Here is a 26,160-nt window from a genome sequence, read left to right as displayed (position 1 = left end):
AATTCTGAATTACAACCTGAAAACCAGTAACTCATAAAAAAATCCATTATGAGGAAATTAATGAATCTATTTGTAACCGTAAACTACTTACTTTGCCTTTGGAATTTCTTCATAAGAATTTCAAGTAGTGGTAACCTTATACACTTTGGTGAAAAAATGTAGCACCTCCTGAGTAAATACTCAATATAGTTCAAAAAAATAAAGTATATTTAATTAGAACTATCAAGTCCATTTAATATTAGAGTTACTACATTCTTAATATAGTTATCATTTTCAAGAGGAAATTCATCTGATGCTCTTTCTCCAACTAAAAAATGTGTTAATAAGGTTGAAAGAAACATAGAAGCTGCCATTTCAATTGTCTCTTTTTCAATAGGAACAGAAACAGCCCTTGTCAGATGTGTGTTGATTTCTTGAGACATTGAATGAATAAGGTCAACAACCTTCACATTTACATCTTTGTTCTGTATCATTTCAGGGGACCAAATAAATGACAAGAAGCTTTTATTAAGATATAAAAAATCGGAATATAGATGTCCCAATTGAATTAAAGCCGGAATGGGATCCATTTCATATAATTCCTTCATCTCCTTGGACATTGATCCAATAAATGAAAACTCACGAATTAAATGATTAAGTAGTTCAGTTTTATCTTTAAAATAATAGAAAATAAGACTTTCTGCTACATCACTTTTTAATGCAATTTCTTTTGTTGTTGTTGCTTTAAATCCCTGTTCTGTAAACAGCTTCAATGCGCTTTGTGCAATTTTATCCTTTTTTGATATCAAAAAATCCACCTCTAATTTTCTGAAAGTTTGAGTGTTTACTCAATTGTAAACCAATTTAAACTTATGTCAAGATTTTCCATAAAATTGAACCATAAGTATATTTAAAACCCTCACTATCACTTCACAAAGTGATGAATATCCCTCGATAATCTTATCTAGTTTATCCTTTTTCCATGCTTCCGATAATAATATAATTCTTTCGGTCTCCTACTATTTAAATCTATTTTTATTAAAATTCTGATAATTCAGTAAAAAAACACGTCTATAGTAACTGTTCATATAAATTCTGAATTGTTAAACTATTTATAACTACCAAGAATACACTTGAAACTTAATTCTATTAGGAGGGATACAAATGGAGCAAAAATTACATTTAATTCCGTATCAAGTGAATGAAGTTATCGAAGTGGTGTCTGAGGTACCAAAAGGTATTGAGCTTATTGCAGCGCCACAAATTTGGGAGAAATCTAAAGGGAAGGGAATCACTGTTGCGATATTGGACACAGGCTGCGATGTCACCCATCCTGATTTGAGTGAACGTATTGTCGGCGGACGGAATTTCACTGGCGATGATTATGGAAATCCTGATGTTTACACCGACTATAATGGCCATGGAACCCATGTGGCTGGTACAATTGCTGCCGTCCATAACGGTACAGGAGTAGTTGGTGTTGCACCTGAAGCAAGTCTATTGATTTTAAAGGTGCTTGATAAAAATGGATCAGGGCAATACGACTGGATTATAAATGGGATTAATTATGCAGTTGAACAAAAGGTGGATATCATATCCATGAGCCTAGGCGGTTCTAAGGATGTATTTGAGTTACACCAAGCTATTCAAAACGCAATCGCTCAGCAAATTCTAGTAGTTTGTGCTGCTGGGAATGAGGGAGATGGAAAGAGTGATTCAGATGAATTGACCTATCCTGCCTGCTACAATGAAGTCATCAGTGTCGGATCCGTTAATCTGCAACGCCTTTCTTCTAAATTTTCAAATTCGAATAATGAAATCGACTTAGTAGCCCCTGGTGAAGCAATCCTTTCAACATATTTAAAAGGAAATTATGCAAAACTAAGCGGTACTTCGATGGCAACACCGCATATATCCGGTGCACTTGCACTCATAAAAGATATTGCCACCAAAAACTTTGAGCGAAATCTGACAGAGGATGAGCTGTATGCACAATTAATAAAGAGAACGATTCCTTTAGGAAACTCGCCAAAACTCGAAGGCAACGGATTGCTGTACTTAACATTAGAGGATTACTTATCGGAAGTGTTCGACCAAATATTATCTGCACAGGTGTTGGAAATATAATGGAAAAGCAAGGATTGCTATACTGTGAATGGGAAAAGGCCAAGTCAGACTTTTTAAACTATAAGGAAAATCGACCTTATTATGACGAAAAGAAAGACAAGGAAGTCAGAAATCAATACTATCAGAGCATTTCATTCACGGATGCTAATCTTTCAGACAGCCTTCATTCATTACTTGAAAAAACACATACAGATCAGTTAAATTACAGCCCGTACCGTTATGTGTACCCTTGGGTTGATTTGCAGGAAAACGGTTCATTAAAAAGCCTTTATTCTGGAAATGAGATGGATCCACTTTCTGTCATAGAGGAGGACGTTCGGCTCCATGAAATGCAGGCAAAAGGGTTAATCAGCATCTCTTCGGATGATCTATTTAACTGTGAACATGTAGTGCCTCAATCATGGTTCGATAAAAAAAAACCGATGAGAGGAGACTTGCATCATCTGTTTGCCTGCGAACCAACCTGTAATAGCAGTCGCAGCAACTATCCTTACTACGATTTCCAGGATTATGTCCCTGAAGGACGGATTTTAGGCATCAAAGATGGCTGTGGCAAGGCTGAAGAAAGTAAATTCGAACCAGAATACGGCAAAGGAATCGTTGCCAGAGCAACACTCTATTTCCTAATTCGCTATCCAAACACAATAAAAAGAGAACTTGAGAATGTCTCTTTATTGCTAAAATGGCATCAAACATTTCCAGTATCCATCTATGAAAAGCATCGCAACCTAGCTATCTATGAACTTCAAGGCAATAGGAATCCATTTATTGATTTTCCAGAGATGGCAGAAAGTATCGTAACAATGATGTGATTGATTGGAAATTCCTTTGTGAAGCGGTTTTTCTAGAGTAAAAAAATTGAAAGAAGAGCAGCCATCCGGCAGTTCAGATTGTATACAAGCGGCATCCGAATGTGAACATTCGATGCCGTTTGTCATTTTTATGCTTTGCCAGAAAAGTGCCAGACGATTTTTAAAGGTTCCGTCAGCAAGTAAGGCATAATAGATCTAAATATTTTAAATACTTTTGAACGTGGTAATATCATCTTTGGCCGATTGGAATGTTTCAAAAGGATACCTGGAATAATGTGTGTGAATACAATAAGGCTTTACATTTCTCTTTTTTGTTTTATATCACTGGATATCTTTCTTGAACGATTAAAGGGTACCCACCAGTTGAGATTTCCTAGTAAATGCATAGACGCAGGAACAATGATAGTTCTTACAATTAGTGCATCAATAAAAATTGCTATGGCTAACCCCACTCCAATCTCTTGTACAAATCGAAAGTCTGCAAATATAAACACCCCGAATACAACGATCATAATGGAAGCGGCTCCGTTAATCATGCCCATGGTAGATATAACCCCATTTATGATAGATGATCGGTTATTATGTGTTTTTTCATACTCTTCTTTAATTCGGGATACGATAATTACCTCATAATCAATACTTAATCCAAATAAAATAGCAAATAATAATACTGGAGTTCCAACATTAAGTGCTTGAGCATTAGTATTAACCCAATTGCCCAACTGATACATATAAACTAATATACCTAATGTGCTTAAAGTAACCAGTCCATTTAATAAAACAGCTTTTATTGGTAGAATGATTGAACGAAATGCAAAGAATAATACAATTAACGTCATTATCACAATAATTGAAATGATAGACGGTATACTTTTTATAATTTGTTGGTCAAAATCTAAGCCAGTAGCGGTTTCACCGGTCACTTTTGCAGTAAAAGGTTTTTCTAAATTATGATCAATGATGGAACGGATCTGTTTTACAAGGTCTCTAGTTTTTTCGGAACTAGGTCCGTCCTTAGGAATAACATATAATATAGTTTGTTGTTTATCTCGACTCAAAAAACTTTGAACTTGTTGCTGAATCTCCAGAGGTAGATTGTCACTTTCTAGAGAAATCATGTTGCCTTGAGTTTTATTTATGAGAGACTCTAAACTTAAGACTTCCTTAACATTTTCATGATTTTCGATTTCATTAGTTAATTCATTAATTTGATTGAGTGATTTTGTATCTAATATAGAATTTGTCTTATTAGTAAGTAATATTTTTATGGGGAAAATTTTACCTGAACCTAAATGGTCACTTAATGCTTCCATTCCAATCCGCGAGTCGCTGTCTTCTGGTAATTCTTCAAAAGCTGCTACAGGGAGATGCATTTGTAGTTTTAGTGCAGGAAAGGAGACAGCAATAAGAATTAATAGAAAGGTTCCAATTAATAAAATTGGTTTTTTCAAAATTAATTGAATGATTGAATGCCAAAAACGATTTATTTTATTACTTTTAATAACAGCAGGAATTTTAAATGAATTAACTCTATGTCCAAGTAGTACTAACAGTGCAGGTAGTAAGGTCATAGCAGATAAGATGGACACAAACAAGACAATAAGTCCGCCAAGCGAAATTGATGTGAAAAATGTCGTATTGGTAGAAATTAAGGACGCTAGCGAGACCATTACTGTTAGACCTGCAAAAAATACTGACCGTCCCGCTGATTTCATACTGTGAATGACTGCTTCTTTAATATCATTGGTAGTCTGTAATTCTTCACGAAACCTTTGAGTAATGAATAATGCATAATCTATGGAAACACCTAACCCTAACATAGTAACTATATTAGTTAGAAACATAGAGAGATTGAATTGTAACGATATGAAAAATATGATACTCATTGTAATCATGATTGAAAATACACCAATCAAAATAGGTAAGAAGGAGGCAATCAATGAGCGAAAGACAAATAGTAATAGTATAAACACGATAGGAAGGCCAATCATTTCAACCATTTGAACATTTTTTTTGCTCACTTCATTCATATCGTTTAAAATAGCGGCTCCACCTGTGATATGAATTTTAACCCCTTTTTTTATTGAATTTTCATTTGAGAGATCTGTTTTTAAAGTCCGAACATATTCTTCAGCTTCTTTTGATGAGGCGTTCATATATATATTGATGAACATACGATTATTTTTCTTGTCTACCAAATTTGGATCTGCAGAATTTAAAATGCTTGTAGTTTTCTCTACCCTTTTATTTTGTTTGATTTGCTGTTCAACTTTCTTTAATTCATTTATAAATTCTGGATCAGATGTATTTTTATTGGGATTTTCTAAAACAACGATTATGTTTTGTGAATAATTACCATCGAAATTTGTTTTAATTTGATTATTTGCCATTATCGATTCACTATTAGGTGAAGCTAGGGTTTCGCCACTAAGATGATTATTTAGTTGTGGACCAAACCAGAGAGAGAGTAAAAATAAAACGATCCATGTAAATAGTATTGCTTTGGGGCTTGAAACTGCTAATCTACCTAATTTCTCGAACATAATTATTCTCCTAACTTTATATGATTTTTATTGATTTAAAATTGTATCAAATACATCATCTTAGCACTTATACCTGAAAAAAGATTAGTTAGAATCTGTTGAAAAGGAGTAATGTAATTAATTAAACAACTAACGCATCGAAACAATTGATTCGATGCGTTAGTTGTATAGAAAGACATTCTACATAGTCTCTTCAGTCTTTAATTATCTTTAAACGTGATGTTCAACAATCTAGCCCTTTAGTGGATCATGGGAGAGAAGCAAAAACTGCTTACTTCTTTTTTAAGCACTAAAAGTTTATGATGAACGTAGTGACATAAGAACAAGGGCAATTAGAAAGGAAGTTTTTAAATGGTCCCATCATTATTCATAGGACACGGCTCACCATACTTAGCAGTTACTCAAAATGATTATTCAGAATTTCTGAAAGAATTAGGTAAACGTATTAGACCTAAAGCAATTGTAATTTTTAGTGCTCACTGGGAGAGTCAAACATTATCGTTAACCTATACAGATGATATTTTAGATACAGTGTATGACTACTATGGCTTTCCTGAGGAAATGTACCAAATAAAAATATCCTGCAAAAGGATCGAAAGTTGTAGCAGAAATATTGGAAGATCGCTTTAAAAAAGCGGAAATACCATCTCAACGTGAAGAAGTGCGGGGACTAGATCATGGTGTATGGGTCGCACTAAAACATATGTATCCAGAAGCAGATATTCCAGTAGTTGAGCTATCAGTCAATCCATTCTTATCACCCAAAGAGCAATTTGAAATTGGAGAAGCATTAAAAGGACTTGGTGAGGAAGATATTTTAGTAATTGGTAGTGGTACAACTGTACACAACTTCAGTTGGTTTTTCCCAAATGCTACAAGCCCAGTAAAAGAAGCTGTAGATTTTGATAATTGGATATTTGACCATGTGCAAAAAGGGGATATTGATACATTAGATCAATATCGTTCACTTGCTCCAAACGCAACTCTTGCAGTGCCAAGACCTGAACATTTTGTTCCATTATTTATCGCAATGGGTAGTGCAATTGACAAAGCAACCAAACCAAAAAAGATTAACCAAACATATGAATTTGGAACAATGAGTAATATGTGTATCGAGTGGTAACAGTAAGAATAATCACATAATAGGGTGATTTGTAATATAATTATTTTTTTATTAGTACATTACTTATATATAGTGGTGTACTTTTTTGTTTTCCAAGACCTTATAGGACCTGATGGTGAAATATAAAATAAGAAATGTCTGTTCAACTAAAAGGAGGTTTTTAAAGAAGGATAAATAAAAAAAATTCGGTAAATGTTAAGAACTTTTTAGCAAAATAAAATTAGGAGGGAATTTTCAATTTAAGATTTCGATTTGAGCTTTAATAAGCTTTCTTAGATTTTTATTACTAGAATTGCTTTTCTATTTTTTTAAAGGGTTGTACTGTTCAGTGAGGTGAATATATTACAAAAAGGAGTATATTTGTGAATATGAAAATTTCTGAAATTAAGAGACAATCTTTAGAATCGTTAAAAGGAAATTGGGGGCTAGGTGTATTACTTTCTTTCATCATGTTTCTATTTTGTTATACTCTCCCCTCTATTGTCGAAATTATTATAAGTGGTGGGTTTAACCAATATGAAAAACCAACAGGATTAAGGTTTATAAGTATAATCATTTCAATTTTACAAATTCCTTTTTCTATTGGTGTATATTGGTTCTATTTATCCTTAGTAAGGAAAAACAATCCTCAGATTTCTAATGTGTTTTCAATCTATAAAGATGGAAAAACTTCACTAAAATTAATTGGAACATCTATATTACAAGGGATTTTTGTGTTTTTATGGTCTTTGTTATTAATTATTCCGGGAATAATAAAAAGCTTAGCCTACTCACAAACATTTTACTTATTACGTGATCATCCTGAATATACTATTCTTGAAGCAATAACAGAGAGTAGAAGAAGAATGGATGGGTTTAAGTGGAAATATTTTTTGCTGGGACTTAGTTTTATTGGTTGGGGTATTCTTTGTTTATTTACTTTAGGAATAGGATTTTTGTGGCTAGTTCCTTATGTCTCAACAGCAATGGCTACATTTTACAATGGAGTGATTTATAGTCAGGAAGCCGATACAAGTGATAAAGCAATCATTAATAAATAGTTAGGCTAATCTCAAAACACTTTTTTACAATGAAGGAATCGTTGAAAGCGTTGATCCAAGAAGGATTAACACTTTTTTGTTAAACTTCTAACTGAATAAATTCCATAAATGCTTTTATAGTAAAAATAGAATAGTTTCTAAATCCATATCAATTAAAACATTGTCTATGAAGCGGAAGATGGATACTCCTGTGGGAAAGAGAGGAGGCTACTGAAAAAGTGTAGTAACACAAAATTTTATAGTTTATATATGCTAGTGAATGAAGTGGAATTAGCTTCGCTTTCCGTGGGCGAACTGACGAGCCTCCTCGTGCGCTTCGCTTCCTGCGGGGTCTCGTCTAGTCCGTTTTCCCACAGGAGTCTACGCTAATTCCACTTCAACTAAGATTACAATACAAGATTATTATCATGATAATATAGCTTTTCTTATTTTTTCAGTGGCTTCAAAGTGAGACAGGTGAGACCCCGCAGAAAGAATTTTCTGCGACTAGTAACCACAGGAGCACCATTGTTTTAGCTTCCGAGGAGGCTCAACGATCACTTAGCACGAAAGCGCCATCTAGAGCGGCATACTAAGTAAATATTGAAAATGAAATATTATCCAAATAATTGAGTTGTTTGCATATAGCAATATTCTATTTAATGTTCTTTTTTTATTTAAACTTAGAATTATGAAATTGATTCAACTAAGGAGGCAATAATGATATCAATTTAGGGTTTTTTTCATACTATATATTTGAGGTGAAAAAATGCCAAGAGCAAATTACCGAAGTTCAGATGTTGACTTAATGGCAAGGATGATGAGAGCAGAAGCAGAAGGCGAAGGAAACATGGGGATGTTATTTGTTGGAAATGTAATTGTTAATCGCCTAGTAGCTAATTGTTTAGACTTTGTAGATTTAAGAACAATTGAAGATGTCATCTTTCAGGTGCAAGGAGGAAATTATTCTTTTGAAGCTGTTCAAAAAGGGAATTCATTTTATCAAAGAGCGAGAGAAAATGAAAGAAAATTAGCAAAACAAAACTTGGATTATTGGAGACAACACCCAGCAAAATATGCACTTTGGTATTTCAATCCATATGCTCCATGCCCTCCAACATGGTACGGTCAACCATTTACTGGTCAATTTAAAAACCATTGTTTTTATGAACCAGCACCTGATACATGTGACGGTGTTTATGCATAGCCAACAATAATCTTTCGATGCAATTCTTGTAGGAAAATGCCCATAGTTTTGCCTAATGCTTTTCTATTATTATTAGCGATGGGTATTGGTGAACAATAAAATCTTTTGATGGTAAAGCGGGCGTTGATCTAGGAGGATTAGCGTCCTTTTTGTTGAACTTATTGTATTAACGGATTAAGTTAGTTGAATAAGGTGTTAGTTAGGTAAGGGGTGTTTGATCTGAATGATCAACAAGAAACTTCAGAAGAAAAAAGAGAGAGATTAAGACAAGAAGAAATTAAAAAAAATCCAACAGGTGCATTAAAAGATGGATTTAATAGAGCTGGAAATGGCAATTTAGCAGACCTTGGTGATTTGGGTTGGAAAGAAACAGGAATACTTATAATTATATTAATAGTTGGATATGTTGTATATAAACTGTTTTTCTAAAGAATTTTTATTGCTTAATTGAACTGTATCATCTTGCTGATACTACACAGATACATCCATTTTTTTATGGGAATTGATTTATTTTAACAATACATATTAAGAAATTGAAAGACTCTTATATTACTCCATTTAAGAATAAAAGAATAGCTTTCAAGCTTTCATCTTCTTGTGCTAATACTTTTAAGTCAAATATCAATTTAACAACGCACACATTAATGTAAATATTTTCTCTTTAAACTAAAAAATAACTTTTAAATGACAAAAATATCTGAATATTGTAAAATATATCTAATTCCATTTTGCTAAGGGGTGTTTAGGGATGAATGTACCATTAATACTTACGGATTTTTTAGACAGAGCTGTAGAATTATATGGAGACAAAAAAGCTATATTTGATGAAAAGAGAGCATTTACATATGGTGAAATAAACGGACGTGTAAATCAGTTATCTCGGGGTCTACAATCCTTTGGAGTAAAAAAAGAGGACAAAGTTGCTTACTTAGCATCAAATACGATTGAGATGTATGAGGGATTTTACGGCATTTATCAATTAGGAGCTATTATGGTTCCTCTTAATATTCGCTTAAAGCCAGAAGATTACTTATTTATCTTAAATCATAGTGAATCTAAGATTTTACTAGTAGATCAAGATTTATATCATTTAATCGTACCAATAAAAGAGAAATTAGAAACAGTTGAACAAATTATTGTCCATTATAAAGATGAAACAACACCAGAATTAGGATATGATGAATGGCTTGCAGCTTTTGATAATAGTGAGTTTAATCGAGCTGAATTAGAAGAAGATGAAATATGCAGCCTATTGTATACAAGTGGAACAACAGGTGATCCAAAAGGTGTTATGTTAACACACCGAAACAATTATCTTCACGCATTAACTTCTATGCATCACTTACGTGTAACAGATGAAGATGTACTTTTACATGTTTTACCTATGTTCCATGTAAACGGTTGGGGCTCACCATTTTACTATACTGCAAATGGTTCAACACAAGTTTTCCTAAGAAAAGCTACACCAGAAGCAATATTCCAAGTAATTCAAAAACACAATGTTACAGTAACGCATATGGCACCAACTGTTCTGAATTCATTGATTCAATATTATGATGAGCAAAAACCAGCGCTATCAGATAGACTCCGTGTAGTCATTGCAGGATCAGCGCCACCACAAGCATTTATTGAAAAAGTAGAAACAGAGATTGGTTGGGAGTTTGTACAAGTATATGGAATGACGGAATCATCACCACTAAGTACGATTTCACGTATCCGTCCACAATATCAAGATTTACCTGATCAAGAGAAATACCGCTTAAAAGCAAAAGCTGGTAATGCAATGATTGGTACTAAGGTGAAAATTGTGGATGAGTTTGGCGATGAAGTACCACATGATGGGGTATCAGTTGGTGAAGTCATCGTAAGAGGTAACGGTGTAATGAAAGGCTATTGGAAGAACGAACAAGCAACAATTGCTGCGATAAAAGATGGATGGCTACACACAGGAGATGTAGGGTCGATTGATGAAAAAGGGTATGTAGCGATTACCGACCGTAAAAAAGACATTATTATCAGTGGTGGAGAAAATATTTCTTCTATTGAAGTAGAAGGAGTGTTATACGAACATCCAGATATTTTAGAAGCAGCTGTTATTGCTGTACCACACGAAAAATGGGGAGAAACACCCCATGCATATGTTGTATTACGAGAAAATGCAACTTTGACGGAGCAAGAAGTGATAGATTTCTCTCGTTCGAAATTAGCCCATTTTAAAGCAATTACAGGTGTTACATTCATTAAAGAATTGCCGAAAACTGCATCTGGAAAAATCCAAAAAGTTCATTTAAGAAAAGATTACGTGGAAAGTGTATAAAATTTAATTAATAATTGAGCATTCTCAAAAAAGGTCAACGAATAAATTTCGTTGGTCTTTTTCTTATCCAATTGAACTACAAATGATTTCTATAATTTGCTATATCACTTCACAAAGCGATTTTGTAAGAAATGGGCAAAACTAACATGATTTTGAGAAATAGCTGCTATGAGGAAAACAAATTTTTTTGTTCAGGGTTAATAGTTTGTGGTATAACATTAGAAAGCATATGGGAGGGGTATAAGAATGGATAACACTATAGTAAGTAAAAAAGAGAGGATTTTAAGCTCACAACATAAAAGAAAAGCAGATTTTATATTGCGTAACGCACAAATTGCAGATGTTTTTAATCTTCAATGGAGAAAAGCAGATATTATCGTAACTAATGGAATGATTATTGCGATTGATGAAGATGGGATTTTTGAAGCGGAGCATGAGGAAGATGCAAACGGAGGTTATGTAATTCCTGGTTTAATAGATGGCCATATTCATATCGAATCCTCTATGTTACCTCCTTCTGAGTTCAGTAAAATTTTATTGCCTCACGGTATTACAACAGTCGTTACAGATCCACATGAGATAGCAAATGTAGCAGGTACTGAAGGCATTCAATTTATGCTAGAAGATGCGAAGAATGCTGAAATGGATATCCATGTTATGTTACCTTCAAGTGTTCCAGCCACATCTTTTGAAAATGCTGGTGCCACACTTAATGCTCATGACTTAGCCCCCTTATTAACTCATTCCAATGTTTTAGGATTAGCCGAAGTAATGGACTTTCCTTCAGTGTTAAATGGTGAATCTGATATGCTTATGAAAATTGCTCAAACAGAAGCGAATAAAAGTGTTATTGATGGACATGGTGCAGGTTTAACTGCTACGCAAATTCGTGGATATAGAGTTGCAGGAATTCAAACAGATCATGAATGTGTCACAGCGGATGAGGCAAGAATTCGGATACAGCAAGGGATGTATGTCCTTATTCGTGAAGGATCGGCTGCAAAAAACTTACGTGATGTATTACCAGCAGTGAATTCTGCCAATGCAAGACGATTTTTATTCTGCACAGATGACAAACATTTAGATGAATTAATTGAAGAGGGGAGTATAAACCATTCAATCGCCTTAGCTGTAGAAGAGGGAATGGAACCACTTCAAGCAATTCAACTGGCTACACTTAATGCTGCAGAATGTTATCGATTGAATCAAAAAGGTGCCCTTGCAGAAGGCTATATTGCAGATTTTATATTACTTGATGATGTAACAACTTGTAAGCCTCAAGCTGTTTGGAAGAATGGGAAAAAAGTTGTCGACAATGGTCAATTGCTTCAAAGAAAACTAGAATCTGTGCCTATACCTCCTTCTATTTTACAATCAGTTCATATTCCAATGCTGAAATCACAGGATTTGAGCATTGCATTTAAAAAAGGTAATCTAGCAAATATCATCGAAATCGAACCAAATCAATTAATTACTCATAAAAAGATAGCAAAAGTCCAAGTAGAAAATGAAATGTTTGTTCCTTCAATAAAAGATGATTATTTAAAATTAGCTGTCATCGAACGACATCACAATCTCGGTAATATAGGACTTGGTATTGTACATGGCTTTGGCCTTCAAAAAGGAGCAGTCGCAACAACTGTAGCACATGATTCTCATAATGCTCTAGTTTGCGGAATAAATGATGAGGATATGCTCCTAGCTCTTGATACTTTACAAAAGATGCAAGGGGGCTATGTTGTAGTCGCAGATGGGGAAATACTAAGTACATTACCTCTAACCATTGCAGGGCTTATGACAAATTTAAAAGCGGAAGAAGCAGCTAAAAAATTACATGATTTACATTGTGCTTTGTTACAATTAAATCCGGATTTAAACTTCCATCTTTTCTTAACATTATCATTTATTGCACTGCCCGTTATTCCAAATATTAAGCTGACAGATACTGGACTGTTTGATGTTACAAACTTTAAACATATTTCAGTAGAAGTAGATATAAATGAACCTATTAATAATTAAAAAAAGCAGATTCCAAATTAACATGGAATCTGCTTTTTCTAATTATGTTCTTAAATTACTGAAGATATTTATGACGAACAAGAATACTGAAAGCGCTACAGAAATAGCACCAATATAGATCCAAGTTCCACAATAAGCAGGACTGATAAACAGTAATCCCACTAAGAAAACGATTAAACCAATATTGAATAACCAGAATTGTGCTTTAGCTAAATCTGATTTTCCTAAACATTTGTGACACATATACAGTGTACCAATTACAGCGTTAGTCAACCATCCGAATATGAGAATATGAATATATGCTACCCATTCATAGTTGCATGTGGCATACATATAAATACCTAAAGCAACTCCAACAGCTAGATATAAGGCAGATACTTTGAGCCAATTAGTTGACATACCTATCACCTCCCATTTCTTGCTCATTGTAAAATATGATTGTTTCCATGAATGGTGTAGTTAAAGGTACAAATATAGACAATAAATTGTATCAAAGGGAGTGAAACAAGGTTGATAAATTTCTTGACAACCCTTCCATTGCTCATTTTAAAGAAGACACAATTATTTAATTATAAAATCAAATAAATTTATCCCTTTAAACCAGTTACAATGTAAATAATTTAAAAACACCACTTGTGATAGAGGAGATTGAAAAATTTTCGTTTTTCAATCTTATAAAACAATTTTTACAAAAAAAGGCGATTTTGAATGAAAAATCGCTTTTTTCTTGGCTCTATTTTATTCATTTTCCTTCAAGAGGATCACGATCAGTTTAAAGCTAATTACATAAAATATCTATTTTAACCGAATGGTGGAATAAGACGATAAATTGTTATATTATTAATAATTATCAGAAAAGTGTATAAATTCACTGAAGGAGATAATAATGAATGTTAAAATAATATTTTTTGATGTTGATGGGACTCTTATAAATTACGAAGATGGTTGTATTTCTTCAAGTACAAAAAAAGCTATACAAATGTTAAAAAGTAATGGAATAAGATTAGTAGCGGCTACGGGTAGACCTTTATCGATGTGCCAAGAACTAAGAGAATTAGGGATAGATACATTCATTACTGCAAATGGTGCATATGTTAAACATAAAGATCGAGTCATACATAAAACTTCAATGACAATTGATGTTGTACAAACTGTAAAGAGTTTTGCTCATGAGAATAAACAAAGTCTATTATTCTTTACAGAGGGACTATCTATGAATAGGATTCAAAATTCAACTACTCTTCAAGCAATGAATGAAACACTATCACTACATGAATTTCCGGCTATTATTGGAGAAGTAGTGACTCAAGAAATATATCTAATGTGCTTATATGCAGATGATTCAACTGTTGAAAAATATCTTCAAAATTTCCCTGATTTAATTTTTAAAAGGTGGCATCCATTTATTGTGAATGTATTGCAACAAGATGTATCGAAGTCGATTGCGATAAAAAAAGTATTAGAATACTTCAACATAAAACCATCAGAAGCTATAGCATTTGGGGATGGAGAAAATGATATAGACATGCTAGAACAAGTTGGCTTTGGTATTGCAATGGGAAATGCTCATGAAACATTAAAAAGTGTCGCAGATTTTGTAACCAAAAAATCATATGAAGATGGAATTGAATTTGCGTTACAGAAACTGCAACTTATTTAAGGGGATACTTTGTAAAATAGGCATAGTATGTACGAATATTTAAGTGGAAATGGCGAAGAGAAGATGGGTTTAAGTGGTGTGAGGGTCTTACAAATGATGAACTTATAATGAAACGAACAAACTTTTATATAAAGAAGTTAATTAATTGAAGTTACTTAATTATATAAACGATTGCATGTTTTTATAAGATATTGAAATTCATGGAGGGTGTAAATCGATGAAAAAACATTTTGCTATAGTGAAAGGAAAAGGAAATGATATAAATCTGTTCCTACCAGGACTTGGATGGACAGCTGAATTTGGACTCCAAATAGCAGAAGAATTAGAATCAAATTTCGTTACACATATGCTAGACTTACCAGGCATTGGTAGAAGCGAAGGCCTCGATGGGGTTGTAAAACTTAAAGATATAGCAGATTGGATAGAAGATTACATAATAGAGAATCAATTGGAAAAAGTTAATTTAATCGGACATTCACTGGGGGGGATTTGTAGCTTATCTTACGCTATTTATTATCCACATCGAGTAAATCAACTAATACTACTAGATACTGGCTATTCAAATCTTCCTAGATTCCCTGTTAAAATGATGGGACCTGTTGGTTATGCTCTTCCAATTATTAATGTATTTCATAAAATTTTTGGCGAAAAAGCGTTAGGAAAAGAAATGGAATGGAATGAAGCAAAAACTGAAATAACAGAAGAAAACATTTTAAAGGTAATTAACACTTTAGAATTAGAAGATAATCCTTTTATTAGAAATGCCATTAAAAATCAACCTGCGGGTATAAATTTAAAAGGAATTAGCTTGATGATGGCAGCTTATCGATCAAATTTGCCTAAAATGACAAAAAAATTAAAAGTTCCTTGCTTAATACTCTATGGAAATCAAGAAAAAGAACCTACAAAAGTTCAATTCAAAATTAAAAAGAAAATAAAGAAGATAAAAAATACAGGGATATATGCAGAAGAATTAAAGGGTGGACATCATGCACATGCTTCAGATCCAGCAGCAAACAAATACATTAAGGGATTCCTTTTGAATGAAACAAATCCTCTCCCGAAATAAGGCGTTATTCATGTCGCAGACTTTGTAACCAAAAAGTCAAATGAAGAGGGATTGAATTTGCGTTACAGAAACTTCAACTTATTTAAGGTTACGTAGAAAGAAGGTATGGCATGTACGAATTATTTAAGTATAATTGGCAAATTAGAGAAGATTGGTTTAACTGGTGTGAGGATCTTTCAAAGGATGATCTTATAAAGAAACGAACTGGAGGAATGGGCAGTATTCTCCATAATATATTTCACGTTATCGATTGTGAACAACTTTGGATTAATCAAATGAAAGGAACACTGGTTATTCAAAAAGACATTAGCACAATAGCAAGTTTGAATGAAATAAAAGAATTTTCAACGTTAACAAAAACTGTGACTAAACAATTTATTTTAGATTATATTGAAAGGAATGATAAGAAAACACTTGTATTTCAAAAGAATAATGGAGAAGAACTGCATTTTTCGTATGAGAAAATCCTTCATCACATCATAACTCATGAAATTCATCATATGGGACAATTATCGGTTTGGGCTAGAGAAATTGGAAAAAAGCCTGTACCATCTGATTTGATGTTGAAAGATCTATTTTGAAAATCAACAAATAAACTTAATATTAGCTGAAAGAGCTTTGGTTGGATAAGGAACAAAGCTCTTTTAATTTGGTTGTTTTCTAAAAAATTGTTGTTTTTCATACAATTCTATTGGTTGCAGGTTCTGAATTTTTGAGTAAAAACACTAAAAAACTGAAATGAGAGGAGAGGAGAAAAATGAAATTAGAATATTTTATTGGAATTGTCCCGCCAGAAGATTATTTAGAACGAATTAAGCATTTTCAAGGAAGATGGGTTAACTATTTAGGTGTAGAACCACATATAACTCTGAAAGCACAAGGTGGATTAACTCCAGATAAAAAGTGGATAAACCAAGTACGAAAAGTGTGCCAGAATTTCAAACCATTTCAAGTGACATTAGATAAACCAATGTATTTTGGAGATAACATTTTATATTTGAGCGTTAACTCAAATAATTTACACAATTTACATCAAAAAAAAGTGAAAGAAATTTCACCATCAGAGGACTTAATAAAGAGTTATTTTGAACTTGATGCCTTTGTACCCCACGTAACATTGGGGAAAGGAAAGTACGGTGGAAATATTTCTACTGGACTATCAAAAAAAGAACTAAAAGATATGGAAGGATTAGTAGATAAAGAATTGACTCCTTATCCCAATTTTGAAGTGAGTTTTATTAGAATTTATGAACTAAACATTGAAAAGAAAAGATATGATAAATATTTAGATATCGCTTTAAGCAAATGACCTCACAAAACTGAGGTCTTTTCTTATGCACTTCTAAACATTTCAACTTTGTATAATTAAACTTTTGACAAGCTGAATTTGCATTTGCTCTACACGTTTATCAAAGCTTAATCCTTTTCTTATTCAAGCCGACGGAACCAATAGAGATACATATCTGCCATGGATCTAAATCGAAAGTGCTTTCTATTTTTTAGTTAACCTGCTCCAAGCATTTTGTAGGAATTTTGTAGAATTACTCTAGCTCAACTAACAGAAATTTATTTATTGTTTATAAATCAATTTTCCTCCAATTTGAATTCACCATATAACTACATTAAATTCGAACCAATAATAGGATTCATCTTTAACTAAGATGCCCCGTTAGTTGATTCTAAAAAAATATTAACAAAATTTTCAAAAAATATTGATTTCTAAATTTGTAATGTTGTATATTTGTAATACAAGTTATAGAAAACGTTTTCAATTAGCTATTTCTGAACAAAGGGGAGATAAAAATGAAAAGAGGGCTTTTGTTATTACTACTAATGACATCTATTGTATTAAGCGGTTGTGTTGAAAAACGTGAATTCATCAATATTGCAACCGCATCATCTGGAGGTACTTACTACCCAATTGGAGTCGGATTAGGAAATTTATGGACTTCGTTATTAAAGGAAGATAAGGTACAAGCTACAGGGCAATCTTCAGCAGGTTCTGTTGAAAATATCCAACTATTAAGAAATGGTGAGGCAAAAATTGCAATCTTACAGGGGTTAATTGGTGTTCAAGCGTATGAAGGTCGAGGGGATTCATTTGAGGGAAGACCTTACAAAGATCTTCGTTCTATTTCGATGTTATGGTCTAATGTTGAACACTTTGTTTTAATGGAAGATCAAGTTAAAACAGGAACAATTTCTGATATTAAAGGGAAATCATTTTCAGTTGGTCCACAGGCAAGTGGTACCGAGCAATCTACACTTGTAATGATGAAAGGTTTAGGTATAACTAAAAAAGATATTAAACCAGAATATTTAGGCTATGATGATGCGATATCTGCAATGCGTGATGGTCGTCTAAATGGTGGATCCATATCAGCAGGTGTACCGGTTTCAGCAATTATGGATATGTCAGCATCAGGCGTAAAAGCAAGTGTATTAGATGTAACCGATGAACAATTAGAAAGTATCAATAAATTATATAATGCATGGTTTCGATATGTAATTCCAGCTGGGACATATACAGGAATTGATAAAGAAATTAAAACAATCGCACAACCAAATTTTTTAGCTACGACAACAGAATTAGACGAAGAAATTGTTTATAAGTTAACAAAAACTATGTATGAAAATTTAGATGAAGTGCATAAAGTGCATAATTCTGCTAATGAGATTCAACTTGAAACAGCTCTAAATGGAATACCAATCCCTTTACATAAAGGGGCATATCGTTATTTTAAAGAGGTTGGTTTAGAAATACCTGAAAAATTAATCCCTCCAGAAGTGAAAAAATAAGTTTGGGGTTATCGAATTCATTTTTAAACAAAGGGGTGTATTAAATTGCTATTTAATAAGAAGAAAGAAGATTTTGATGTAAACGAAGTATTAGAAAGTGATAAAGAGGCAGGGGGTGGCCTTCGTCAACTTTCTGGTACCTTAGGATTAGTTACAGCGATACTTTGTTTTACGTTATCTGCATTTTCTATCTATGTGAATGGGTTTATGAATATCCAGGAAATGTACAGAAACGCGATATTTTTTACATTCATAACGGTTCTTACATTTTTACTCTATCCTGCAACAAAGAAATCTAGTAGAACTAAAGCTAGTATTGTAGATTATGTATGGGTGGTATTGGGGTTATCTGGAGGGTTATATATTCTCTTTAATTATTATACTATTCATAATGTTAAGATGTCAGAGCCTACAACTGTTGATTATGTGTTTGCATTCATTGCTATCGTTGTATTGCTTGAAGTAGCTCGGCGTGCAATTGGACTATTTATACCAATCCTATCGTTTATTGCTCTATTCTTTGCATACTTTGGACCTTGGTTCCCAGGGATGTTTGGTCACGCTGGATTTACGTTTAAAAGGATCTTATATCGTTTATATATGACAACTGAAGGTATTTTTGGTATGACTTTTTCAATCGCGACTACTTATATTGTGATTTTCATCTTATTTGGTGCCTTTCTAAATTCTAGTGGAGCAACACGTTTATTTAATGATGTTGCAATGGCTATAGCTGGACAGCGAAGAGGGGGCCCTGCACAAGTAGCGGTAATCTCATCCGCTCTTACAGGTATGTTGAGTGGTTCAGCTGTTGCGAACGTTGCAACTACGGGGACATTTACTATTCCTCTTATGAAAAAACTAGGATTAAAACCACGTTTTGCAGCTGCAGTTGAGGCCGCTGCTTCTACTGGTGGGATGATTATGCCACCAATTATGGGTGCAGCAGCATTTATTATGGCAGGTTTTTTAGGCGTAGGTTATAACGTAATAGTACTCGCTGCTATAGTGCCAGCATTACTTTACTATGCTTCATTAATAATTGCTATAGATATTGAAGCTAAAAAACAAGGGTTAAAAGGAATTAGTAAAGAAAATATACCTGATGTTTTACAAGTAATTAAAGAAAGAGGTATCTTGATAATTCCAATCATTGTAATTATCGTGACACTTATGATTGGGAAAACAGCATTATTTGCAGGTTTCGCGGGAATAATTTCGAGTATTGTTGCTAGTTGGCTTACAAAGGATAAAACAAATCGAATTGATATCAAAAAGGCAACAATTGCATTAATAGAGGGTGCACGTGGTGCAATTCAAGTTTCTGTAGCGTGTTCTGTAGTAGGAATTATTATAGCTGTTATAACAATGACAGGTTTAGGATCAACTTTGGCTTATAATATAATTGAACTATCAGGCAATAATCTAGCAGTTATTTTATTATTAATAATGATTACAAGTATTGTTTTAAGTATGGGATTACCTTCTACAGCTTTATATATTGTTGTTGCTGTTACAGCAGCACCTGCATTAATTGAAGCTGGGGTAAATCCGATTGCAGCACATTTCTTTGTATTTTGGTTTGGGGCATTGTCCAATATAACACCACCTGTAGCTCTTGCCTCATATACAGCAGCAGGTATTGCTAGAGCGGATGCTATGCAAACATCATGGACAGCAGTGAAGCTTTGTTTACCAGGTTTCTTGCTACCATTTATGATTGTTTATAATCCAGCATTAGTAACGCAAACGACAACTGGTGATCCAGCTGCAATTGTAGATGTTATTATTGCTTTTTTAACAACATTACTAGGAGTATTTGCTTTGTCAGTAGCTACTTTTAACTTCTTTAATATCAAGTTAAAAATAATCGAACGTATTGGAATGTTTATTGCAGCATTCTTATTAATCGAACCTTCTATTTTGACAGGTATTGCAGGAGGTATCGTAACTATTGTTGTATTAGCAACAAATATTACAAGGGCAAAGAAATATAGACAATCCGAAGTAAAGAATAATACAGAAGAAGTGTCTGCATAGTTGATAAAGGAGGATTATTTATGCAGATCGAACGTAGAAAAGTTGCAGATCAAGTTCTCGAAGCGTTAATCGAGATGATTAAAACAGGAAAGTTTTTACCGAATACTCAGTTACCTACAGAAAATGAGTTAGCCAAAATGTTTGGAGTCAGTCGTCCTCCAATTCGGGAGGCTCTTAAAGTATTAGAAGTTTCAGGTGTAATAGAAAGCAGACAAGGTGGCCGAAGCTGGATAAAGAAGGTCAATTTATCTGATATGATGGATCCTATTAAATTCGAAATGGTTACAAGAAATCAAGTTTTAGAATTACTTGAATTTCGTAAAATCATTGAAACGAATGCAGCAGCATTAGCTGCTGAACGAAGAACGGAAGAAGATGTTAAAAGTTTAATTGATAAACTTGCTGATTTTAAACAAATAATGGATGATCAAAACGCAATTGGATATAAAGAAGACTTTGAGATTCATCATATAATCATGCAGGCATCAAAAAATTCATTTATCATTGAAACCATTAGTAATTTAGCAGATTTACATGTGCGTGCTTTAGAATACTCTCTAACGAAAAACTTAAGATGGGAGAAAAAGCGAAATGATGTTTATCGAGAACATGAAAGAATTGTGCAGGCGATAAAAGATAAAAATAGTGAAGCTGCTAAGGAAGCTATGGAAATACATTTAGACAATGTAATGCAAAAGCTTCAAAGTTTGAAGTTTGAAGAATAAGAATTTATTGAATATGTTTGTTATTAACTGAAATAAGGGGGCGGTTATGATAGAACTTCTAGAAGTAAACCTAAAACAAATAATAACCGATCATTCACGAATCTTTACTGACGCTGCAGATTTATGTAGTTATGCTTATGATGCTTCTTTTGGAGAATACATGCCAGATATAGTTGTTCAGCCCCTGAGTACAAAAGAAGTTTCAGATATATTGAAATTTGCTAATATTCATAAAGTTCCAGTTTATCCTAGAGGTCAGGGAACAAGTTTAAGTGGAGGGCCATTACCTGTTCAAGGTGGTATTGTGTTGGATTTATCTCAGTGGAATTCAAAATTAGATATTGATGCAGATAATATGTTAGCTACTGTTTCTCCAGGTGTTACAGCAATGGCCATTAATGAAGCAGCTTTACATTATAACTTAATCTATCCTCCAGACCCTAGTAGTATGAATATCGCAACAATTGGCGGAAACCTTGCAGAAAATTCAGGAGGCCCAAGGGGATTAAAGTATGGAGTAACAAAAGATTATGTAATAGGTTTAGAGGTAGTTACTCCTGAAGGGGAAATCATTCGCACGGGTGGCAGGACAGTAAAGAACGTTACAGGTTATGACTTGACTAAACTAATTGTTGGATCTGAAGGTACTCTTGGGATCGTGACAGAAGCAATTCTAAAATTATATCCAAAACCACAAGCAACTGAGACTTTAATGGCTTTGTTTGACAATATAGTTGACTCGGGAAGGGCAATTTCAAAAATATTAAGTTCAGGAATTCTACCTGCTAAGATGGAGATAATGGATCAGGCATCAATTATTGCTGTTGAGGAATACCAGCCATCTGGATTACCTAAAGATGTAGATGCGCTAATCCTGATTGAATTAGATGGACATCCAGCAGCTATTCGAGAAGAGATTGAGAGAGTAGAAAAAGTTTGCTTAGCACAAAATGCTCGAGAAGTCATGGTTGCCAAAACAAAAGAAGAAGCAAAAAAATTGTGGAAAGCAAGAAAACTTGTCTCGCCGGCCATAGTACGAAAAAAACCGACAAAAATTTCAGAGGATGCCACTGTTCCTCGTAGTAAAATTCCAGAAATGTTTAAACGATTGCAAGAAATTAAAGAAAAGTATCGAGTAGATCTTGTCGTTTTTGGTCACGCTGGGGATGGGAATTTACATCCTAATATTATTGCAGATAAAAGAGATCGAGAAGAAATGAAAAGAGTGGAAGCTGCAGTAGAGGAAATTTTCAAATCCGCGATTGAACTGGGTGGTACATTGTCTGGTGAACATGGAATTGGAACTTTGAAAGCACCATTTATGGAAATGGAGTTAGGTGAGATGGGCATTGACATGATGAAACGTATAAAGAAAGCTTGGGATCCTAATGATGTATTAAATCCAGGGAAAATTTTCCCGAAACCTGGGCAAAGGTTTGAACTTCTAAATGGTTAAACATCAGTTAGCATATAGCGAAACACTTAATTGTGTTCAATGCGGTTACTGTCTACCGTCATGTCCCACATACGTTACATTCAAAAAAGAAACTCACTCACCTCGTGGAAGAATCAACCTAGTAAAAATGGCTGCTGAAGGCAGAATAAGTTATAAGGATATGGAAGACTCTATTGATCTGTGTTTAGGGTGTCGCGCATGCGAAACTGCTTGCCCCATAGGTGTAGAATATGGAAAAATCTTAGAATCTGCAGTTGCAGCCATTGCTGAGCAACGTGAACAAGAAATGACTGTTCGAAATCGAATCATAAAATCTATGCTATTGAATCATGTTGTACCTAAAAATAGAATACTAAATGCAATGGGTGCGGGTTTAGCAATCTATCAAAAAACAGGGATTCAAAAAATTGCACGTAAAAGTGGGATTTTAAAAATAATACCCGAAAATTTAGGCGAATTTGAAAAGGTTTTACCAGTTGTACAGGGAGCGATGCAAAAAAGAAAACGCCAAAAACATTATGATCCAAATGGAAAGCAACTATATAAAGTAGGTTTTTTTAAAGGTTGTATCATGGATACGATGTTTTCTTCTATAAATACATTAAGTATTAAACTATTACAATCTATTGGCTGTGAGGTTACGGTTATTTCTGAACAACAATGTTGTGGAGCTTTACATCAACATAGTGGTGAAATTGCAACAACCATTACGTTAGCCAAAAAAAATATTGAAGCATTTGAACAATATCATTTTGATTTTATCGTCAATAGTATTGGTGGTTGTGGAGCAATGCTTATTGAATATGAAAAAGTATTTGCCGATGATCCCGAGTGGGCGGAAAGAGCAAAGCAATTTTCAGGACATGTGGTGGATATTAGTGTCATTTTGTCTAAACATGATTTACCTTTTACCAAAGAGATTATATCCACGGTCACTTATCAGCCATCTTGTCATATGACAAATGTACAAAAGAATGTGAAAGCGCCTTTAGCATTGCTAAAGCAAATTCCAGGAATACAATACGTAGAATTACAGGAGAAAGATATGTGCTGTGGTTCAGCTGGTATCTATAATATCGTAAAATACGAAGAATCTATGAAAATATTAAACAATAAAATGAAATATGTGAAAGAAATTAATCCAGAACCAGCAATTATCGTTACAACAAATCCTGGATGTCATTTGCAAATGAAACTAGGAATAGAAAGAGAAGGGTTAAAGAACGAAATTCGAACAGTACATTTAGTCGAATTACTATCAGAAGCCTGTGGAATTAGTATTTGACTTCTTTTTAAAGAAGAAGGGGCTATCCGAAAAGTCTATATTGAATAACATATTGTGTTTTCAATTATTAGAAAACTGCTTTTTCTTGACAGACTTTTTTTCATTTTATGAATAAGTATGTTGATTGAAGTGGAAGGCGGTGACTCCAGCGGGAAAGCGAGACAGGTGAGACCCCGGAGCGAAGTGAGGAGGCTCACCGCTCGCCCGCGGAAAGCGTCCGCCTGCAACGGAAATCCACAAATTAGACCCCCTATCTATTTTATTAACTGCATTTATTTTAACAACGACACAATAAAAAACAAATTAGGATGGTGATTCGCTAATGCAAGAATTTGTCATTGTTGGTGGAGGAATTGTCGGTCTCTCAGTTGGACTTGCTTTGATCGAGAAGTACCCCGATCGAAAGGTAATCATTATAGAAAAAGAGCCAGAAGTATCTATGCATCAAACAGGCAATAACAGTGGTGTCATTCATTCGGGTATTTATTATAAGCCTGAAAGTTATAAAGCACGTTTTGCAAGACAGGGAAGTAAATCCATGGTTGCTTTTTGTGAAGAGCATGGGATTGAATATGATATTTGTGGAAAAGTAATCGTTGCAACAGAAGGTAAAGAATTACCGCTACTACATAATTTATATGAAAGAGGCTTACAAAATGAACTCGATATTTGTAGACTATCTGCTGATGAGCTAAAAGAAATCGAACCACATGTTGCTGGGATTGGAGGCATTCATGTAAAGAATGCAGGGATTGTTAATTATAAACAAGTATCCGATAAAATTCGTGAGTTAATAGAAGCTAGGGGTGGAGAAATCCATTGTGGCGAAACCGTTCATCATATAGTTGAGCAACAAGATCGTGTCATAATTGAAACAAATCGAACGACCTATGAAACTAAGTACTTTTTCAATTGTGCAGGTCTGCAAAGTGATCGTATCGCAAAAATGGCTGGATATATGACCGATGTTAAAATCGTACCTTTTAGAGGTGAATACTACACGATAAAAGAAGAAAAACGAAATCTCGTGAAAAACTTAATCTACCCAGTGCCCGATCCAAACTTTCCATTTTTAGGTGTACACTTTACACGTATGATTGGTGGTGAAGTAGAAGCTGGCCCGAATGCAGTATTAAGTTTTAAACGGGAAGGTTATAAGAAGACTGACATTAACATCTATGATTTAGCTGAAGTATTAACCTATAAAGGATTTTGGAAGTTAGCGAGCGGCTTTATGAAAGAGGGGTTAAATGAGATGGCCCGTTCATATAGCAAAAATTTGTTTGTGAAAAGTTTACAAAAATTAATACCAGAAATTCAAGGAGAAGATTTAAAAACTGGGGGAGCGGGGGTACGAGCACAAGCTCTTAGAAGTGATGGGAAGCTAATTGATGACTTCTATATTATTTCCGGTAAACGTTGTACACATGTTTTAAATGCACCTTCTCCAGCGGCAACGGCCTCTTTAGAAATTGGGAAAGAAATCGTAAGGAGATTTGAAACGAGAAATAAAGAAGCACAAAATCTAATTACGATTTGAACTACTTGAAGCTGAACTCAGTAATTTTTACCGAGTTCAGCTTTTACAATACAAAAAACGACCTTTATATTTGAATTTAAATCAAGTGTGAAATTTAAGGCAGTTCGGCTAATAATTCTTTTAAAGAATGGCTCTGTTAAATTTTAATGTTGATAATTAAACATAATAAAAGGAAACCCTTTTTTCTCTTGAGTTTCCTGCTCTGATTAAACCAACATACTACGTTGACTTATGAATATGATTTGTTTACTTTTCTCCAAATTAAGGTTGCTACCAGTAGAATAACACCTATAGTAGCTCCGATGATTTGGTCTAATAAAAGTTCACCTGTTCGGAAATAGCGAATAGTAAAAGTACCACCAAAAATGACTATTATTGAAATTGCTAATTGAATAAGATAAGAGTTAATTTTCAAAACCATTCCTCCCTAAATAATATTT

At 33.8% G+C, this 26,160-nt stretch carries 21 protein-coding genes and 1 pseudogene; 18 read left to right on the top strand and 4 right to left on the bottom strand.

The genetic code is table 11. The features are described from left to right. Positions 1-209 precede the first annotated feature (209 nt). Positions 210-788, bottom strand: a complete 579-nt coding sequence (locus ACIQ4I_RS03665; RefSeq protein WP_403092830.1) for a TetR/AcrR family transcriptional regulator — start codon at positions 786-788, stop codon at positions 210-212. A 355-nt stretch (positions 789-1,143) separates the two neighbouring features. Here ACIQ4I_RS03665 and ACIQ4I_RS03660 point away from each other — a divergent pair, with 355 nt between their 5' ends. Both ACIQ4I_RS03660 and ACIQ4I_RS03655 read left to right on the top strand, forming a co-directional pair. After that, entirely contained in the window at positions 1,144-2,106 is a 963-nt protein-coding gene (locus tag ACIQ4I_RS03660) for a S8 family peptidase (RefSeq protein ID WP_403092828.1), read from the top strand. After that, complete coding sequence (locus ACIQ4I_RS03655; RefSeq protein WP_403092825.1) at positions 2,106-2,918, top strand: endonuclease I family protein; 813 nt, start codon at positions 2,106-2,108, stop codon at positions 2,916-2,918. Before ACIQ4I_RS03660 ends, ACIQ4I_RS03655 begins: the two co-directional genes overlap by 1 nt. A 296-nt stretch (positions 2,919-3,214) precedes the next feature. Here ACIQ4I_RS03655 and ACIQ4I_RS03650 read toward each other — a convergent pair whose 3' ends face one another. Continuing rightward, a complete protein-coding gene (locus ACIQ4I_RS03650) occupies positions 3,215-5,461 on the bottom strand; it encodes an MMPL family transporter (protein ID WP_403092824.1) in 2,247 nt (748 codons plus the stop codon). 351 nt (positions 5,462-5,812) lie between these two features. On the opposite strand from ACIQ4I_RS03650, the pseudogene ACIQ4I_RS03645 reads away from it, so the two are divergent. From ACIQ4I_RS03645 to ade, 6 genes and pseudogenes are all read left to right on the top strand, one after another. Continuing rightward, positions 5,813-6,584, top strand: a pseudogene (locus ACIQ4I_RS03645) (DODA-type extradiol aromatic ring-opening family dioxygenase). 368 nt (positions 6,585-6,952) lie between these two features. Then, on the top strand, positions 6,953-7,624 hold the full coding sequence (locus tag ACIQ4I_RS03640; protein ID WP_403093380.1) for a DUF975 family protein: 672 nt from the start codon (positions 6,953-6,955) through the stop codon (positions 7,622-7,624). 748 nt (positions 7,625-8,372) lie between these two features. Further along, positions 8,373-8,810, top strand: a complete 438-nt coding sequence (locus tag ACIQ4I_RS03635; protein WP_403092822.1) for a cell wall hydrolase — start codon at positions 8,373-8,375, stop codon at positions 8,808-8,810. Between the two features lie 219 nt (positions 8,811-9,029). Beyond that, complete coding sequence (locus tag ACIQ4I_RS03630) at positions 9,030-9,239, top strand: DUF6366 family protein (protein ID WP_403093379.1); 210 nt, start codon at positions 9,030-9,032, stop codon at positions 9,237-9,239. 319 nt (positions 9,240-9,558) lie between these two features. Then, on the top strand, positions 9,559-11,127 hold the full coding sequence (locus ACIQ4I_RS03625; protein ID WP_403092821.1) for a long-chain-fatty-acid--CoA ligase: 1,569 nt from the start codon (positions 9,559-9,561) through the stop codon (positions 11,125-11,127). A 246-nt stretch (positions 11,128-11,373) separates the two neighbouring features. Continuing rightward, positions 11,374-13,146, top strand: a complete 1,773-nt coding sequence (gene ade, locus ACIQ4I_RS03620; RefSeq protein WP_403092820.1) for an adenine deaminase — start codon at positions 11,374-11,376, stop codon at positions 13,144-13,146. A 42-nt stretch (positions 13,147-13,188) separates the two neighbouring features. On the opposite strand, the gene ACIQ4I_RS03615 is transcribed toward ade, so the two are convergent. Then, positions 13,189-13,545 carry a hypothetical protein gene (locus ACIQ4I_RS03615; protein ID WP_403092819.1) on the bottom strand — a complete coding sequence of 119 codons (357 nt, stop codon included), beginning with the start codon at positions 13,543-13,545 and terminating at the stop codon, positions 13,189-13,191. A gap of 487 nt (positions 13,546-14,032) precedes the next feature. On the opposite strand from ACIQ4I_RS03615, the gene ACIQ4I_RS03610 reads away from it, so the two are divergent. From ACIQ4I_RS03610 to lhgO, 10 genes are all read left to right on the top strand, one after another. Next, the gene (locus ACIQ4I_RS03610; protein ID WP_403092817.1) at positions 14,033-14,806 is read left to right on the top strand and encodes a Cof-type HAD-IIB family hydrolase; all 774 of its coding nucleotides are present in this window, start codon (positions 14,033-14,035) and stop codon (positions 14,804-14,806) included. Between the two features lie 217 nt (positions 14,807-15,023). After that, positions 15,024-15,875 carry an alpha/beta hydrolase gene (locus tag ACIQ4I_RS03605; RefSeq protein ID WP_403092815.1) on the top strand — a complete coding sequence of 284 codons (852 nt, stop codon included), beginning with the start codon at positions 15,024-15,026 and terminating at the stop codon, positions 15,873-15,875. Between the two features lie 110 nt (positions 15,876-15,985). After that, positions 15,986-16,456 carry a DinB family protein gene (locus ACIQ4I_RS03600; RefSeq protein ID WP_403092813.1) on the top strand — a complete coding sequence of 157 codons (471 nt, stop codon included), beginning with the start codon at positions 15,986-15,988 and terminating at the stop codon, positions 16,454-16,456. Positions 16,457-16,632: 176 nt separating this feature from the next. Continuing rightward, positions 16,633-17,184, top strand: coding sequence for a 2'-5' RNA ligase family protein (locus tag ACIQ4I_RS03595; protein WP_403092811.1), 552 nt, complete (start codon positions 16,633-16,635; stop codon positions 17,182-17,184). Positions 17,185-17,678: 494 nt separating this feature from the next. Then, a complete protein-coding gene (locus ACIQ4I_RS03590; RefSeq protein ID WP_403092809.1) occupies positions 17,679-18,674 on the top strand; it encodes a TAXI family TRAP transporter solute-binding subunit in 996 nt (331 codons plus the stop codon). Between the two features lie 45 nt (positions 18,675-18,719). Further along, complete coding sequence (locus ACIQ4I_RS03585; RefSeq protein ID WP_403092807.1) at positions 18,720-20,714, top strand: TRAP transporter permease; 1,995 nt, start codon at positions 18,720-18,722, stop codon at positions 20,712-20,714. A 20-nt stretch (positions 20,715-20,734) separates the two neighbouring features. Then, positions 20,735-21,439, top strand: a complete 705-nt coding sequence (locus tag ACIQ4I_RS03580) for a FadR/GntR family transcriptional regulator (protein ID WP_403092805.1) — start codon at positions 20,735-20,737, stop codon at positions 21,437-21,439. Between the two features lie 46 nt (positions 21,440-21,485). Beyond that, a complete protein-coding gene (locus tag ACIQ4I_RS03575) occupies positions 21,486-22,895 on the top strand; it encodes an FAD-binding oxidoreductase (RefSeq protein ID WP_403092804.1) in 1,410 nt (469 codons plus the stop codon). After that, the gene (locus tag ACIQ4I_RS03570; RefSeq protein WP_403092802.1) at positions 22,888-24,180 is read left to right on the top strand and encodes a (Fe-S)-binding protein; all 1,293 of its coding nucleotides are present in this window, start codon (positions 22,888-22,890) and stop codon (positions 24,178-24,180) included. The genes ACIQ4I_RS03575 and ACIQ4I_RS03570 overlap by 8 nt, the downstream gene beginning before the upstream one ends. A 322-nt stretch (positions 24,181-24,502) precedes the next feature. Further along, a complete protein-coding gene (gene lhgO, locus ACIQ4I_RS03565; protein ID WP_403092800.1) occupies positions 24,503-25,720 on the top strand; it encodes an L-2-hydroxyglutarate oxidase in 1,218 nt (405 codons plus the stop codon). Between the two features lie 229 nt (positions 25,721-25,949). Here lhgO and ACIQ4I_RS03560 read toward each other — a convergent pair whose 3' ends face one another. Then, positions 25,950-26,135: a hypothetical protein gene (locus ACIQ4I_RS03560; RefSeq protein ID WP_403092799.1), complete on the bottom strand. Its 186-nt coding sequence runs from the start codon at positions 26,133-26,135 to the stop codon at positions 25,950-25,952. Positions 26,136-26,160 lie beyond the last annotated feature (25 nt).

The organism is Rummeliibacillus sp. NPDC094406, assembly GCF_044763875.1.
Taxonomy (GTDB): domain Bacteria; phylum Bacillota; class Bacilli; order Bacillales_A; family Planococcaceae; genus Rummeliibacillus.
The sequence above is the reverse complement of the archived record's forward strand: the minus strand, read 5'-3'. Positions and strand labels throughout refer to the sequence as shown.

Bases quoted from the DNA above. Each gene is read 5' to 3' on its own strand.
- ACIQ4I_RS03605 (WP_403092815.1), top strand. From the start codon at position 15,024: ATGAAAAAACATTTTGCTATAGTGAAAGGAAAAGGAAATGATATAAAT.
- ACIQ4I_RS03650 (WP_403092824.1), bottom strand. From the start codon at position 5,461: ATGTTCGAGAAATTAGGTAGATTAGCAGTTTCAAGCCCCAAAGCAATA.
- ACIQ4I_RS03600 (WP_403092813.1), top strand. From the start codon at position 15,986: ATGTACGAATTATTTAAGTATAATTGGCAAATTAGAGAAGATTGGTTT.
- ACIQ4I_RS03590 (WP_403092809.1), top strand. From the start codon at position 17,679: ATGAAAAGAGGGCTTTTGTTATTACTACTAATGACATCTATTGTATTA.
- lhgO (WP_403092800.1), top strand. From the start codon at position 24,503: ATGCAAGAATTTGTCATTGTTGGTGGAGGAATTGTCGGTCTCTCAGTT.
- ACIQ4I_RS03570 (WP_403092802.1), top strand. From the start codon at position 22,888: ATGGTTAAACATCAGTTAGCATATAGCGAAACACTTAATTGTGTTCAA.
- ade (WP_403092820.1), top strand. From the start codon at position 11,374: ATGGATAACACTATAGTAAGTAAAAAAGAGAGGATTTTAAGCTCACAA.
- ACIQ4I_RS03615 (WP_403092819.1), bottom strand. From the start codon at position 13,545: ATGTCAACTAATTGGCTCAAAGTATCTGCCTTATATCTAGCTGTTGGA.
- ACIQ4I_RS03635 (WP_403092822.1), top strand. From the start codon at position 8,373: ATGCCAAGAGCAAATTACCGAAGTTCAGATGTTGACTTAATGGCAAGG.
- ACIQ4I_RS03660 (WP_403092828.1), top strand. From the start codon at position 1,144: ATGGAGCAAAAATTACATTTAATTCCGTATCAAGTGAATGAAGTTATC.
- ACIQ4I_RS03575 (WP_403092804.1), top strand. From the start codon at position 21,486: ATGATAGAACTTCTAGAAGTAAACCTAAAACAAATAATAACCGATCAT.
- ACIQ4I_RS03610 (WP_403092817.1), top strand. From the start codon at position 14,033: ATGAATGTTAAAATAATATTTTTTGATGTTGATGGGACTCTTATAAAT.
- ACIQ4I_RS03655 (WP_403092825.1), top strand. From the start codon at position 2,106: ATGGAAAAGCAAGGATTGCTATACTGTGAATGGGAAAAGGCCAAGTCA.
- ACIQ4I_RS03580 (WP_403092805.1), top strand. From the start codon at position 20,735: ATGCAGATCGAACGTAGAAAAGTTGCAGATCAAGTTCTCGAAGCGTTA.
- ACIQ4I_RS03640 (WP_403093380.1), top strand. From the start codon at position 6,953: ATGAAAATTTCTGAAATTAAGAGACAATCTTTAGAATCGTTAAAAGGA.
- ACIQ4I_RS03595 (WP_403092811.1), top strand. From the start codon at position 16,633: ATGAAATTAGAATATTTTATTGGAATTGTCCCGCCAGAAGATTATTTA.
- ACIQ4I_RS03625 (WP_403092821.1), top strand. From the start codon at position 9,559: ATGAATGTACCATTAATACTTACGGATTTTTTAGACAGAGCTGTAGAA.